The 12,743-nt window shown below is 71.5% G+C and carries 13 protein-coding genes; 9 read left to right on the top strand and 4 right to left on the bottom strand.

The genetic code is table 11. The features are described from left to right. The first annotated feature begins 126 nt into the window (after nucleotides 1–126). The 6 genes from ACWXWW_RS01035 (at nucleotide 127) to ACWXWW_RS01060 (ending at nucleotide 6,164) form a co-directional block, all read left to right on the top strand. Complete coding sequence (locus ACWXWW_RS01035; protein ID WP_455968257.1) at nucleotides 127–1,038, top strand: Bax inhibitor-1/YccA family protein; 912 nt, start codon at nucleotides 127–129, stop codon at nucleotides 1,036–1,038. Nucleotides 1,039–1,175: 137 nt separating this feature from the next. Further along, nucleotides 1,176–2,090, top strand: coding sequence for a phosphodiester glycosidase family protein (locus tag ACWXWW_RS01040; RefSeq protein ID WP_455968259.1), 915 nt, complete (start codon nucleotides 1,176–1,178; stop codon nucleotides 2,088–2,090). Next, nucleotides 2,087–3,157, top strand: coding sequence for a glycosyltransferase (locus ACWXWW_RS01045; protein ID WP_455968261.1), 1,071 nt, complete (start codon nucleotides 2,087–2,089; stop codon nucleotides 3,155–3,157). The genes ACWXWW_RS01040 and ACWXWW_RS01045 overlap by 4 nt, the downstream gene beginning before the upstream one ends. 61 nt (nucleotides 3,158–3,218) lie before the next feature. Beyond that, nucleotides 3,219–3,809 (top strand): DUF4956 domain-containing protein, encoded by a 591-nt coding sequence (locus ACWXWW_RS01050; protein ID WP_271172314.1) that lies wholly within the window; start codon nucleotides 3,219–3,221, stop codon nucleotides 3,807–3,809. Beyond that, nucleotides 3,806–4,573, top strand: coding sequence for a polyphosphate polymerase domain-containing protein (locus tag ACWXWW_RS01055; protein ID WP_271172315.1), 768 nt, complete (start codon nucleotides 3,806–3,808; stop codon nucleotides 4,571–4,573). The genes ACWXWW_RS01050 and ACWXWW_RS01055 overlap by 4 nt, the downstream gene beginning before the upstream one ends. Before the next feature lie 16 nt (nucleotides 4,574–4,589). Beyond that, on the top strand, nucleotides 4,590–6,164 hold the full coding sequence (locus tag ACWXWW_RS01060) for a carbohydrate-binding domain-containing protein (RefSeq protein ID WP_455968263.1): 1,575 nt from the start codon (nucleotides 4,590–4,592) through the stop codon (nucleotides 6,162–6,164). Between the two features lie 321 nt (nucleotides 6,165–6,485). Here the strand turns inward: ACWXWW_RS01060 and ACWXWW_RS01065 are convergent, their stop codons facing one another. Further along, entirely contained in the window at nucleotides 6,486–7,367 is an 882-nt protein-coding gene (locus ACWXWW_RS01065) for a formate/nitrite transporter family protein (RefSeq protein ID WP_282978187.1), read from the bottom strand. Nucleotides 7,368–7,536: 169 nt separating this feature from the next. Here ACWXWW_RS01065 and ACWXWW_RS01070 point away from each other — a divergent pair, with 169 nt between their 5' ends. The 3 genes from ACWXWW_RS01070 to ACWXWW_RS01080 all read left to right on the top strand — a co-directional run bounded on the left by ACWXWW_RS01070 (nucleotide 7,537) and on the right by ACWXWW_RS01080 (nucleotide 9,261). Continuing rightward, nucleotides 7,537–7,917 (top strand): MmcQ/YjbR family DNA-binding protein, encoded by a 381-nt coding sequence (locus tag ACWXWW_RS01070; protein ID WP_455968265.1) that lies wholly within the window; start codon nucleotides 7,537–7,539, stop codon nucleotides 7,915–7,917. A gap of 142 nt (nucleotides 7,918–8,059) precedes the next feature. Next, nucleotides 8,060–8,677, top strand: a complete 618-nt coding sequence (locus ACWXWW_RS01075) for a ClpP family protease (RefSeq protein WP_455968267.1) — start codon at nucleotides 8,060–8,062, stop codon at nucleotides 8,675–8,677. Continuing rightward, the gene (locus tag ACWXWW_RS01080) at nucleotides 8,674–9,261 is read left to right on the top strand and encodes a ClpP family protease (RefSeq protein WP_271172320.1); all 588 of its coding nucleotides are present in this window, start codon (nucleotides 8,674–8,676) and stop codon (nucleotides 9,259–9,261) included. Before ACWXWW_RS01075 ends, ACWXWW_RS01080 begins: the two co-directional genes overlap by 4 nt. 50 nt (nucleotides 9,262–9,311) lie before the next feature. Here ACWXWW_RS01080 and ACWXWW_RS01085 read toward each other — a convergent pair whose 3' ends face one another. The 3 genes from ACWXWW_RS01085 to ACWXWW_RS01095 form a co-directional block, all read right to left on the bottom strand. Next, on the bottom strand, nucleotides 9,312–9,641 hold the full coding sequence (locus ACWXWW_RS01085) for a helix-turn-helix domain-containing protein (RefSeq protein WP_455968269.1): 330 nt from the start codon (nucleotides 9,639–9,641) through the stop codon (nucleotides 9,312–9,314). A gap of 59 nt (nucleotides 9,642–9,700) precedes the next feature. Further along, on the bottom strand, nucleotides 9,701–10,891 hold the full coding sequence (locus ACWXWW_RS01090; RefSeq protein WP_455968310.1) for an MFS transporter: 1,191 nt from the start codon (nucleotides 10,889–10,891) through the stop codon (nucleotides 9,701–9,703). A gap of 533 nt (nucleotides 10,892–11,424) precedes the next feature. Further along, nucleotides 11,425–12,705 (bottom strand): alpha/beta fold hydrolase, encoded by a 1,281-nt coding sequence (locus ACWXWW_RS01095; RefSeq protein WP_455968271.1) that lies wholly within the window; start codon nucleotides 12,703–12,705, stop codon nucleotides 11,425–11,427. Nucleotides 12,706–12,743 lie beyond the last annotated feature (38 nt).

A 12,743-nucleotide genomic window follows, 5' to 3' on the forward strand; every position in this document is an offset into this window, starting at 1 on the left:
GCTTTCCGAATCACAGCCCTCCCATAGCATCGCGTGACTACTCTGGAGGGACAGCATCATCGTGGGGCTTCCGCGAAGCTCGACGATGAGACCGCGCCGTCAGCAGACCATAGGAGTGACCGCATCATGGCCAGCCCCGGTTTCAACAATCCCGTCTTCTCCCCCGATCCGCGCGCGGTTCAGAGCTACCCCGGTGGCCCGCAGGCCGCGCAGTACGGAACGCCCACCACCCCGCCGCCCGCCGGCGTCCAGGCCGGGCAGTTCGCCCACATGGGCGTCGACGCCGCGGCGAACGCCAAGATGGAGGGCATGCTCGCCGCGCCGCCGGCCGGCGCGCGCGAGACCGGCCGCATGACGGTCGAGGACACGATCTGGAAGACCGTGGGCCTCTTCGCGGTCATGCTCGTGCTCGCGACGATCGGCTACTTCTGGACCTTCGCGCCGGCGATCGCGACCAACAACCTCGCCAACGCGTCGATGATGCCGTGGATCATCGGCATGATCGGCGGCGGCATCCTCGGCCTCGTGAACGCGTTCAAGAAGACGCCGAGCGTTCCGCTGATCTTCGCCTACGCGGCGTTCGAGGGGCTCTTCGTCGGCGGCATCTCCGCCTACTTCGAGCTCATCTGGCCCGGCATCATCATGCAGGCCACGCTGGCGACCGTCTCGGTCATCGGCGTGACGCTCGCCCTCTTCGCCAGCGGCAAGATCCGCGCCTCGGCCCGTGCGACCAAGATCTTCATGATCGCGATGATCGGGTACCTCGTCTTCTCGCTCCTCAACCTCGTGCTCTCGTTCACGGGGATCGTGGACGGCTGGGGTCTCCGGTCGGGATGGCTCGGTGTCGCGATCGGCGTGCTCGTCGTCATCATGGCGGCGTACTCGCTCGTGCTCGACTTCGACATGGTGCAGCAGGGCGTCCGCAACGGCGCCCCGCGCAAGTTCGGCTGGCAGGCCGCCTTCGGCATCATGGTCACGGTCGTCTGGCTGTACGTCGAGATCCTGCGCATCATCGCCATCCTCCGCGGCAGCGAGTAAGGAGCCGCAGACGATCGAAGGCCGTCCCGCTCCGCGGGGCGGCCTTCGTCGTCTCTCCCGGCGTCTCCAGAGGAAGCCGGAGCCCCGTCATCCCGGTGCCATAGCGACCGCATAGCCGCGCGCTCGAGCATCGGGCCATGAGCGAACGACGGATCCTCTCACGCAGAGCTTTTCTCATCGGCGGGGCGACGGCTGTCGCCGGCGCCGGCACGGCCGCCTGGTGGGCGGCCGACCGATTCCTCGTCCCGCATGTCGAGGTCGCGAGCGTCGCGGCGGCCGAGGAGGCGTCCGGCACCGCGGTCTCCGAGACGGCTTCGACCTCGAGTGCGAGCACCGTCTCGATCGAGACCGTCACGACGGGCACGGGCGCCGACACCCTCACCTTCTTCGTCGCGCACGTGACGCTGGGCGACCCGACCGACCTCCGCACGGCGTTCGCGCACGACCAGTTCGGCGAGAACGTGACGCAGCTCGTGTCGGAGATGGCCGAGGCGCACGGCGCCCGGTTCGCCGTCAACGGCGACTACTACGGCTTCCGCGACACGGGCATCCAGGTGCGCAACGGGGTCGCCTACCGCGATGCGGGGGCGCGCGAGGGCCTCGCCCTCTACGCCGACGGGCGCGCCGAGATCTACGACGAGACCGCGACCACGGCGCAGGCCCTCGTCGACGCAGGCGTCTGGACGACGCTCTCCTTCGGCCCGGCGCTCGTGCGCGACGGCGCCGTCGTCGAAGGCGTCGACGAGGTGGAGGTCGACACGAACTTCGGCAACCACTCGATCCAGGGCGAGCAGCCGCGCACCGCGATCGGCGTGATCGATGCGACGCACCTCCTCTTCGTCGTCGTCGACGGACGCGAGGAGGGGTACAGCCGCGGCGCGACCCTGCCCGAGCTCGCCGAGATCATGCAGGGCCTCGGCGTGCAGACCGCGTACAACCTCGACGGCGGCGGCTCGAGCGAGATGTGGTTCGATGGCGAGGTCGTCAACCGGCCTTCCAACGGCGGCGAGCGGGCGACGAGCGACATCCTCTACATCGGCGGCGCGGGGTGACCGTCGTCGCGATCCCGGCCTACGAGCCGGACCACCGGCTCGTCGACCTCGCCACGGCCCTGCACGAGCGCGATCCCTCGCTCGACATCGTCGTCGTGGACGACGGCAGCGGCGTGGCGTCGGCGCCCGTCTTCGCCTCGCTCGAGGCCGCAGGCGTCGAGGTGCTGAGCCACGGCGCGAACCGCGGCAAGGGGGCCGCGCTGCGCACGCTCTTCCGGCACGCACGCACGGCGCACCCCGACGCTCCCGTCGTCACCGCGGACGCGGACGGGCAGCATGCCCCCGACGACATCGTGCGGGTCGCGCGTGAGGTGGAGGGGAGCCCTGACGCGATCGTGCTCGGCGTGCGCGACTTCCGGGGCGACGACGTGCCGCTGCGCAGCCGTTTCGGCAACGCGGTGTCTGCGCGGATGTTCGCGGTCGCCACGGGCGTCCGGGTCGTCGACACGCAGACGGGGCTGCGGGGGCTGCCTGCCGCCGCGCTCCCGTGGGCGTCGCGCCTGCCGGGCGACCGCTTCGAGTACGAGGCGATCATGCTCCTCCGCTCGGCGCGTGCCGGCTTCCGGATCCTGCAGACGCCCATCCGGACGGTCTACCTCGACGAGAACCGCAGCTCGCATTTCCGCCCGCTGCGCGACTCGCTGCGCGTCGTGGCTCCGCTGGCCGCGTTCCTCGCGTCGTCGGTGCTCGCGGCAGCGGTCGACGCGCTCCTGCTCTGGCTGCTCCTCCTCGCGAGCGGATGGCTGCAGGGATCGATCGCGGGCGCCCGCGTCGTGAGCGCGGGCCTGAACTTCGCCGTGAACCGCATCTGGGTCTTCGGACGCCGTCGACAGCGCGCACCCCTGCGCGTCGAGCTCGCGCGCTACGCCGCCCTCGCGGCGGTCGTGCTCGTCGCGAACGTGACCCTCATGACCATCCTCGACGCGCTCGGCGTGGGCCTCGTCATCGCCAAGGTCGTCACCGAGGCCGCGCTCTGGCTGGCCGGGTTCCTGGTGCAGCGCGCGTGGGTGTTCGCGCACGCGCGCGCAGCCGACCGAGCGCCGGTGAAACCCCTGGTCCTCGCTTGATCGGGGCATAGGAGGCCCATAGACCGCGCCGCTTCACTGAAGTGAACGAAAGGTGAACGACATGCCCGATCTCACGATGCTCGCCGTCGACCTGGCCGCCATCACGCTGCTCACGGTCGCCGTCTACTTCCACCGCCACCGGCGGCGCGACCTCGTCGTCGCATTCTTCGGCGTCAACATCGGCGTCTTCGCGGTCTCGAATGTGCTCGCTTCGGCCGAGGTGGCCGTCGGCCTGGGGCTGGGTCTGTTCGGCGTCCTGTCGATCATCCGCCTCCGCTCGAGCGAGATCTCTCAGCGCGAGGTCGCCTACTACTTCGCGGCGCTCGCCATCGGGCTGCTGACGGGCCTCGCGCCGACGTTCGACGTGCTCCCGACCGTGCTCGTCGCGGTCGTCGTGCTCGCACTCGCCGTCGTCGACCACCCCGCTCTGTTCGCCTCCTACCGGCACCGCACGGTCGAGCTCGACGAGGCCATCGGCGACGACGACCAGCTGCGGTGCGCCCTCGAGGAGCGGCTCGGGGGCGAGGTGCGGGCGTTCTCCGTCCAGCACATCGACTTCGTCAACGACACCACGCTCGTGGACGTGCGCTATCGCGTGCGCCCGGCCGCGGCCATCCGCATCTCCGCCGTCCGCGAGGAGGTGGCCGCGTGAGCCTCTCGGAGCGGTTCGCGGGCCGCTTCACCCCGCTGTCCCTCGACGAGCTCGTCGAGGAGGCCGAGCTGCTCACCCGCGTCGACCGCAAGTACCTCATGACGGCCGACGACGCCGTCCGGATCCTCGATCAGGTCGATCGACGCACCCGGGTCCTGGAGATCGACGGCGACCGCGCGTCGCAGTACGGCACGATGTACTTCGACACCCCCGATCTCCTGAGCTACCGCCTCGCCGCGCTCGGCCGGCGGCGCCGCTTCAAGCTGCGTGCGCGGCACTACGTCGACACCGACGCGGCCTTCCTCGAGATGAAGACGCGTGGCAGCCGCGGCACGACCGTGAAGGAGCGGATCGCGCACCCCGCCGACGCGGTCGACCGCCTCACCGAGGAGGGCCGCGGCTACGCCGCCGAGGCCGTCGCGTCGCTCGGTCTCGACGCGGGCATCGCCGACGCGCTCACGCCGACGCTGCACACGGCCTATCGGCGCACGACGCTGCTCCTGCCCGAGGGCGCCCGCGCGACGATCGACACCGAGCTCGCGTGGGCCGATGCCTGGGGCGGACGGATGCACCGCCCCGACCTCGTGATCGTCGAGACGAAGTCCGCCGCTCGCGCGTCGTCACTCGACCGGCTGCTCTGGCGCGGAGGTGTCCGCCCGGTCGGCATCAGCAAGTTCGCCACGGGCCTTGCCGCCCTGCACCCCGATCTGCCCTCCAACAAGTGGAGCCGCGTGCTCCGCACCCACTTCGCACCCGCCGCCTGACCCGACAGGAGCCCTCATGAACACCGAACCCCGCCGCTCCGCCCGCACCGCGCGTGTGGGCCTCGGCCTCGCCTTCGCCCTCGCCGTCGCGGCCGTCACCGGCTGCTCCGCCATCGCGAGCGCGGCCACCGACACCGCAGCCGGCTCCACGTCGGACTCCTCGTCCGCTTCGTCGTCCACGGCGAGCTCGGCCTCAACCGCCGAGGTCGCGAGCGTCACCGCGGTGAGCGACGCCAACGCCGACCAGACCGTCGTGAACGACGACGAGTGGTCGGCCGACGACGCCGTCGACATCGCCCTGTCGGGAACCGAAGCCACGACGGATGCCCCGGGCGTGACGGTCGCGGACGGCACGGTGACCATCTCGGAGGCCGGCGTGTACCGTCTGTCGGGCGACTACACGGGATCGATCGTCGTGGCCGCGCCCGACGACGCGCAGGTCGTGCTCATCCTCGACGGCGCGACGATCGCGGCAGCCGGCGCCCCGGCCATCCAGGTGACGACTGCCGACGACGTCGCGCTCTTCCTCGCCGAGGGCTCGACCAACGCCGTCGCGTCGACGGGCGCGTATTCCGCCGATGCCGGCGCGAACGCCGCGATCTGGGCCGACACGGATCTGACGATCTCCGGCACAGGAGCGCTCACCGTCGAGGGGGAAGCGGAGGACGGCATCGCGAGCAAGGACGACCTCGTCATCCTCTCCGGTCAGATCACCGTGACCGCCGCCGACGACGGGCTGAAGGGCAACGACTCGCTGACGGTCCGCGACGGCAGGATCACCGTGGACGCCGGCGGCGACGGACTCGCCTCCGATCAGGATGCGGACGAGACCCAGGGCTACGTCGAGATCGAGGGCGGCACGCTCGACATCACCGCAGGCAGCGACGGGATCGACGGCTACACCGACATCGTCATCACGGGCGGAGACATCGCGATCTCGGCGGAGGAGGGCATCGAGGCCGGCACGATCGCGATCGGCGGCGGCGTCATCGACATCACGGCGACCGACGACGGCATCAACGGATCGGCGGGCTCGAGCTCCGACACGGCGTCGGGTGAGGAGATGCAGGGCGGCATGGGAGGAGGCGGCATGCAGGACTCCGGCGAGCTCGTGCTCATCGCGGGCGGCGAGGTCACGATCGACTCCGACGGCGACGGGCTCGACTCGAACGGCTCGATGGAGATCACGGGCGGCACGACGGTCGTCTACGGCCCGACGAGCTCGGGCAACGGCGCGCTCGACACGAACGGTTCGCTCACGATCTCGGGAGGCACGGTGCTCGCGCTCGACTCGGGCGGCATGAGCGGCTCCCCCGCGACGGAATCGGCTCAGGCCTGGGTCGCGGCTTCCGCGTCGGGCGCTGCAGGGTCGACCGTCGAGATCGTCGCGGAGGACGGCACGGTGCTGTTCTCGACGACCGCCGAGAAGGACTTCGGGGCCGTGGTGTTCTCGAGCGCCGACGTCGTATCGGGTGCGTCGTATGACATCTCGGTCGACGGCGCCTCCGTCGCGACCGCGACGACCGGCCAGGCCCTCGCCGGCGGGATGGGCGGCGGAGGGATGGGCGGCCCGGGCGGCGGGCGCGGTTGAGCCGCCGCCCCGCACCAGGCCGTGCCCACCGTCCCCGGAATCGGACCCCTGGGGCACACGTCACCCACTGAGGCCGACACGCGCACACCAGCCCCAGCCATCCGAATCCGGACACCGGAACGACGCGACGCTCCCCCGCCCACCGTCCCCGGAATCGGACCCGTGGGGCACACGTCGCCCACTGAGGCCGACACGCGCACACCAGCCCCAGCCATCCGAATCCCGGTACGCCCGAAGGAGCGAGCCCGAACGGCACACCCGAACAGGATGCCCGGACATGCGGGAGCCGGGACGCGCGAGGCGTCCCGGCTCCCGTCGGTCTCAGAGCTGGTCCGCGAGCTCGGCCGGCACCCGGGTCGGGGCGGCCGCGAAGCGCTTGCCGTTCGGCTTCACGAGCGCGACGCGCTTCGGGGCGGTCCGGCCGTGCGTGGCGTAGATCGTGAGACCCACGAACGAGAGGCCGCCCACGAGGTTGCCGACGACGGTGGGGATCTCGTTCCACACGAGGTAGTCCACGAGCGTGAAGTCGGCGCCGAGGAGCAGACCCGACGGGAACAGGAACATGTTCACGATCGAGTGCTCGAAGCCCATGTAGAAGAAGAGCATGATGGGCAGCCACATCGCGATGACCTTGCTCGCGACGCTGTCCGACATCATCGCCGCGACGACGCCGGTCGACACCATCCAGTTGCAGAGGACGCCGCGCACGAAGAGCGTCAGCATGCCCGAGGCGCCGTACTCCGCGTAGCCGACCGTGCGGCCGTGGCCGATCTCGCCGATGGCCTGGCCGATCGCGTTCGGCTCGGCGGCGAAGCCGTAGGTGAACACGATCGCCATGAGCACCGCGACCGTGAACGCGCCGAGGAAGTTGCCGAGGAACACGAGCCCCCAGTTGCGCAGCACGCCGCCGCCCGAGACGCCAGGACGCTTGTCGAGCCAGGCCAGGGGCGCGAGCGTGAAGACGCCGGTGAGGAGGTCGAACCCGAGCAGATACAGCAGCACGAATCCCGCCGGGAAAAGCAGGGCACCCAGAAGCGGCTGACCCGTGTTCGTCGACACGGTCACGGCGAACGCGGCGCCCAGGGCGAGGATGGCCCCGCCCATGAACGCGCGGATGATCGTGTCACGGGTGGACATGAGGATCTTCGACTCGCCGGCATCGATCATGCGCGTGACGAGGTCGGCGGGCTTCACGTAGGACATGGCGACTCCGTGGATCTCGAGGGGTGCCTCCAGGATGGCGGCCCGACGTTTCGCGGGACGCGTCGCGGTGTTACGGGCGATGTCCGTTCCGGTCACGACCGACGACACCGGTCTGTGACTCCGCGCGGATGCGTACGCTGGCGGAGGACCGACGACGAGGAGAGTGCGGATGGACGGCGACGACCTGCAGCGCCACGCGGCCGAGCGCGCGGAGGAGCTTCCGGGCATGACGCTCGAGTACCCCTTCGGACCCGAATGGGAGGTCTTCAAGGTGCGCGGCAAGGTCTTCATGCTGCAGACCGTGCGCGGCGGAGAGGCGATGGTGAATCTCAAGGCGCGCCCCGAGGACGGGGAGGCGCTGCGCGCGACGTTCGCCGAGATCGCCCCCGGCTATCACATGAACAAGCGGCACTGGATCACGGTCACGCCCGGCCCGGGGCTCACGCCCGAGCTCGTCGACGAGCTCGTGACCGAGTCGTACCTCCTCGTCGTGCAGGGGCTCCCGCGGCGCGCTCGGCCCGTCGACCCGGAGACGTTCGGGCGCGCCTGAGCGCCAGGCACGTCCTCGCGGCACGGCCATCCGCTCTCCATCGGCGCGGCCATCCGCTCTCGAGCGGCGCCATCCGCTCGGGGCAGATCCGCCCTGAGCCGATTCCGGCCCGGCGAGCGGATGGCGCGCGCACGCTGGGTGCATGGCAGACGAATCGAAGATCCCGCAGTTCACGGCGGAGGCCCGCCGTGAGCTCTACCACCGCCGCGTGCTCGTGCTCGACGGCGTGCTCGACGACGACAACGGCATGCTCCTCACGACGCAGATGCTCGCGCTCGCCGCCGAGGATCCGCAGGGCGAGATCGCGCTGTGGATCCACTCCCCCGGCGGCTCCGTGCCGTCGATGCTCGCGATCCGCGACGTGATGCGGCTCGTCCCGTGCGACGTCTCGACGCTCGCGATCGGCCTGGCCTGCAGCGCGGGGCAGTTCCTGCTCTCGGCGGGGACGCCCGGCAAGCGCCGCGCCCTCCCCCACGCCCGGATCCTGCTGCATCAGGGCTCCTCGGGCATCGGAGGCACGGCCGTCGACGTCGAGCTGCAGGCCGACGACCTCCGCCGGCTGCGCGACACGGTGCTCGGCCTCATCAGCGAGGACACAGGCCAGCCGCTCGCGCGCGTCTTCGAGGACTCGCTGCACGACAACTGGTTCACGGCGGAGGACGCCAGGGACTACGGCTTCATCGACGCGATCGTGAGCGGATTCCACGAGGTCATGCCCGAACGGCGCGCCCGCATCGGCCTCGGAGCGGAGGCGGCATGAGCACCTACACGATCCCCAACGTCATCACCCGCGACGGCCGCGGCGAGCGCATCATGGACGTGTACTCGCACCTCCTCGCCGAGCGGGTCGTCTACCTCGGCACGCCCATCGACGCGGGCGTCGCAAACGCGCTCATCGCGCAGCTCCTGCATCTCGAGTCGTTCGCGCCCGACCGCGACGTGCAGCTCTATATCAACTGCGAGGGCGGCGACCCCGCGGCCATGCTCGGCGTCTACGACACACTGCAGTACATCCGACCCGACGTCGCGACGACGTGCGTCGGCCAGGCCATCGGCGTCGGCGCCGTGCTGCTCGCGGCGGGGGCGCCCGGCAAGCGAGCCGTGCTCCCGCACGCGCGCGTCGTGCTCAACCAGCCGGCGGCGCAGGGGCGCGGGGCCATCCCCGACCTCATCCTGCACGCCGACGAGCTCGTGCGCGTGCGCGGCGACATGGAGGGAGTCCTGTCGCGCCACACCGGGCACGACGTCGAGACCCTGCGCCGCGACACGGACCGCGACCGCGTCTTCACCGCGCGCGCCGCCGTCGAGTACGGCCTCGCCGACGTCGTCCTGGAGCGGCACTGAGGACGGACGGCAGGATGGCCGGGGCGCGGCGATCGCGCCCCGGTCGGCCGTCAGGCGGCGAGGGCGAGCACCGCGCCCGGCGCCTGCAGCGTCGCGGGGGCCAGCGCCGTCGCGCGCAGGTCGTCCGCCACGCCGGCGGTCAGGTCGAGGAGCGTGCCGCCGAGAGCGCCGAGGATGGCCGCGACGATCTCGCTCGAGGGCTCCTTGCGCCCGCGCTCGACCTCGGAGAGGTACTGCACCGACACGCCCGCGCGTCGCGCGACCTCGGCGAGCGTCTCCTCGCGCTCGTGGCGCATGCGCCGCAGCCGGTCGCCGACGAGATGTCGCCAGAGCGGATCCGGCTCGACGCGGCGCGACGGGAGCGGAAGCAGTTCGGCCATGCCCTCACGGTAGGCATCGCGCCTCGCGCGCGCACCCTTTTCCGCCCAGAGCAGAACGGCTACGCGCGCCGGCGCTCGAGGAAGCCCGAGAGCGCGATGACGAGCAGACCCGCCACCGGCACGATGACGAGGCTCACCCTCAGCTCGGTCGCATCGGAGATCGTGCCGATGACGAGCGGTGAGATGAGGAACCCGAGGCGCATGAGCCACGTCACGACGGTGAGCCCGGTGCCGGGGCGCAGGCCCGGCAGCTCGTCGGCCGCATGCATGGCGGCCGGCACGAGCGTCGCGACGCCGAATCCCGCTGCGGCGAAGCCGACGAGGGTGAGCAGGACCGAGGGCCATGCGAGAGCCGACCCCATGCCGACCGCGACGAGCGCGCCGCCCGCGACCGCGACCATCCGCTGCCCGAACCGGTCGACGAGGCGGTCGCCGACGAGGCGGCCGATGAACTGGAACCCGATGAGCGCGATGAAGCCCATCGCCGCGAGCGCCGCGGGCGCGCCGAGCGATTCGCGCATGTAGAGGGTCGCCCAGGAGCTGCCGACCTCCTCGACGATCGTCCCGGCGATCGCGATGACCGCCAGCCCGGCCATGACGAGCGCGATGCGCGGCGTCCGGCGCGCGGTCGGTGCCGCTGCGGCGGTGGTCGGCGTCTCGGCGTCGCCCGACTCCTCCTCGGGCCCGGGCAGGCAGAAGCGCAGCGCGACGATCGCCGTCGCGGCGAAGAGCGCCCCGGTGATCGCCAGGTGCACGCCGAGCGGGAGGCCGATCGCGATCGCTCCGGCCGACATGAAGCCGCCGACGACCGCGCCGAGCGACCAGATGGCGTGGAAGCCGTTGATGATCGACCGCCCGTACCGCTTCTGCACGCGCAGGCCATGGGCGTTCTGCCCCACGTCGGTCACCGAGTCGAGGACGCCCGCGAGGAAGAGGCCGAGGGCGAAGAGGATCGGCACCGGCGCGAGGCCGACCCCGAGCATCGTGACGGCGAGGAGCACGGAGCCGATGACCGCGACGCGGCCGGATCCGAGACGGCGGATGATCGCGGCGGCGGCGAGCCCCGACAGGAGCGCGCCGACCGGCATCGCGGCGATCGAGGCGCCGTAGAGCGTATCGCTGAGGCCCAGCGCGTCCTTGATCTCGGGGAAGCGCGGGATGACGTTGGCGTAGATCGCGCCGTTCGTGAAGAAGAGCGCGGACACCGCGCCGCGGGCCCTGCGCGCCTCGCGCGAGGGCGGGGAGGACATGCTCACCGGGTCTCCTGATCCAGCCGCGATCTGCGGATGTGTGTACAAGCGTACACGGGGGTGGGGTTGGGGCGGGGGCGGGGTTGGGGGCCGGGGGATCGCCCAGGTCGCAGTTCGCGTCCCCAACAGCCCGAATACGGACGGCAACCGCGACCCGAACACCGGCGGGACCGCCCAGGTCGCAGTTCGCGTCCCCAACGGCCCGATTACGGACGGCAACTGCGACCCGGACATCGGCGGCCGCCGCCCAGGTCGCACTTCGCGTCGCCAACAGCCCCAATACGGACGGCAACCGCGACCCGAACATCGACGGCGCCGCCCAGGCCGCAGCCATTCGTCCAGGTCGCACTTCGCGTCCCCAACAGCCCCAATACGGACGGCAACCGCGACCCGAACATCGACGGCGCCGCCCAGGCCGCAGCCGTTCGTCCAGGTCGCACTTCGCGTCCCCAACGGCCCCAATACAGACGGAAACCGCGACCCGGACATCCGGCGGCGCCACCCCCGCGACCCGGACAGCCGCCACCGCCGGTTCAGGCGAGCGGTCCGCCCTCGGCGACGACGCGGTCGATGAGGGCGCGCACGATGCGCGGGTCCTGACGGAGCCCGTCGTGCTCGTACTCGTTCGTCACCCACAGGTGGGTGTGCGGCACGAAGCGCGCGGTCTCCTCGGCCTGCGGGAAGTCGACGTACATGTCGTCGTAGTACATCGCTGCGGCGACGGGCACCTCGTTGCGCGCGAGCCGCGTCCGGTCGTACAGGCTCGGATGGTCGACGCGATCCGCGAGCGCATGCGCGGCATCGCGGAAGGGCCGCAGCGACGCGATCTCGTCGAACATCCACGGGAAGAACATCTCCCCCGTGAACGGCATCGGCCCGTCGGTCGCGGGCAGTCCGCCCCGCTCGTCGCGCACCCGCTGGGCGGCCCACGCGGTCGCGCCGTCGCCATCCGCGTAGATCTCCTCCTGCAGGAGCGCGTACAGCGGTCCGCGCCAGTACTGCGTGGCGGCGTCGACTTCAGCGAGGAAGTGGTCGCTCAGCACGCCAGGGCGCGAGAAGGCCTCGTCGAGGAGCCAGTGCAGCCGCTCGAAGCCCGGCTTCATGCCGAACTCGATGCCGAGCGTCTGCAGCCGGCGCGCGGAGAGCCGGTCGCCGCTGGGCAGGCGCACATCGGAGCCCTCGACGATGTCGACGATGCGCGCGAGCGTGTCGGCGTCCTCCGGGTAGCGACGGTAGAACTCGGCGGTCTTCGCCTCGACGCGCGGGATCGTGCGGCGGTAGACCTCGACGGGATCGGGATCGACCGAGGTGAGCCCGCCCGTGACGTACGAGGCGGCGAGGGCTTCGGGATGGAAGGACAGATACGTGAGCGTGAGGAAGCCTCCGTAGCTCTGCCCGAGCGTCTGCCAGCGCACACCGCCGAACACCGTGCGGCGGAGGTGCTCGAGGTCGGCGACGATCTGCTCGGCACGGAAGAGCCGGATGTAGGCGGCCGCGTCGTCCGCGCTCATGCCGGCGATCGAGGCGCGTTCGACACGCGTGGAGCGCCCCGTGCCGCGCTGGTCGAGGAGCAGCAGCCGGTGCGTCTTCAGCACCTCGTCGATCCAGTCTCCGCCGCCGGGCATCGGGCGCGGCCCGGTGCCGCCCGGACCGCCCTGGAGGAAGACGAGCAGCGGTGCGTCGACGCGGTCGACGTGGGCGACCTCGCGGGCGAACACATCGATGGTGCGGCCGTCGTCGGGTGCGGTCCAGTCGAGGGGCACGGTGACGGTGTGGTCGCGGATGAGCCGGTCGCGCATGCGGTAGGACGTCATCGTCCCATTCTCGCGGGCGGGAGCCGCACGCGGCAGGA

Source organism: Microbacterium sp. KNMS (assembly GCF_053851835.1).

Coding starts and splice junctions, on each gene's coding strand:
- ACWXWW_RS01035 (WP_455968257.1), top strand. CDS start 127: ATGGCCAGCCCCGGTTTCAACAATCCCGTCTTCTCCCCCGATCCGCGC.
- ACWXWW_RS01080 (WP_271172320.1), top strand. CDS start 8,674: ATGAGCACCTACACGATCCCCAACGTCATCACCCGCGACGGCCGCGGC.
- ACWXWW_RS01060 (WP_455968263.1), top strand. CDS start 4,590: ATGAACACCGAACCCCGCCGCTCCGCCCGCACCGCGCGTGTGGGCCTC.
- ACWXWW_RS01085 (WP_455968269.1), bottom strand. CDS start 9,641: ATGGCCGAACTGCTTCCGCTCCCGTCGCGCCGCGTCGAGCCGGATCCG.
- ACWXWW_RS01095 (WP_455968271.1), bottom strand. CDS start 12,705: ATGACGTCCTACCGCATGCGCGACCGGCTCATCCGCGACCACACCGTC.
- ACWXWW_RS01070 (WP_455968265.1), top strand. CDS start 7,537: ATGGACGGCGACGACCTGCAGCGCCACGCGGCCGAGCGCGCGGAGGAG.
- ACWXWW_RS01065 (WP_282978187.1), bottom strand. CDS start 7,367: ATGTCCTACGTGAAGCCCGCCGACCTCGTCACGCGCATGATCGATGCC.
- ACWXWW_RS01090 (WP_455968310.1), bottom strand. CDS start 10,891: ATGTCCTCCCCGCCCTCGCGCGAGGCGCGCAGGGCCCGCGGCGCGGTG.
- ACWXWW_RS01075 (WP_455968267.1), top strand. CDS start 8,060: ATGGCAGACGAATCGAAGATCCCGCAGTTCACGGCGGAGGCCCGCCGT.
- ACWXWW_RS01040 (WP_455968259.1), top strand. CDS start 1,176: ATGAGCGAACGACGGATCCTCTCACGCAGAGCTTTTCTCATCGGCGGG.
- ACWXWW_RS01050 (WP_271172314.1), top strand. CDS start 3,219: ATGCCCGATCTCACGATGCTCGCCGTCGACCTGGCCGCCATCACGCTG.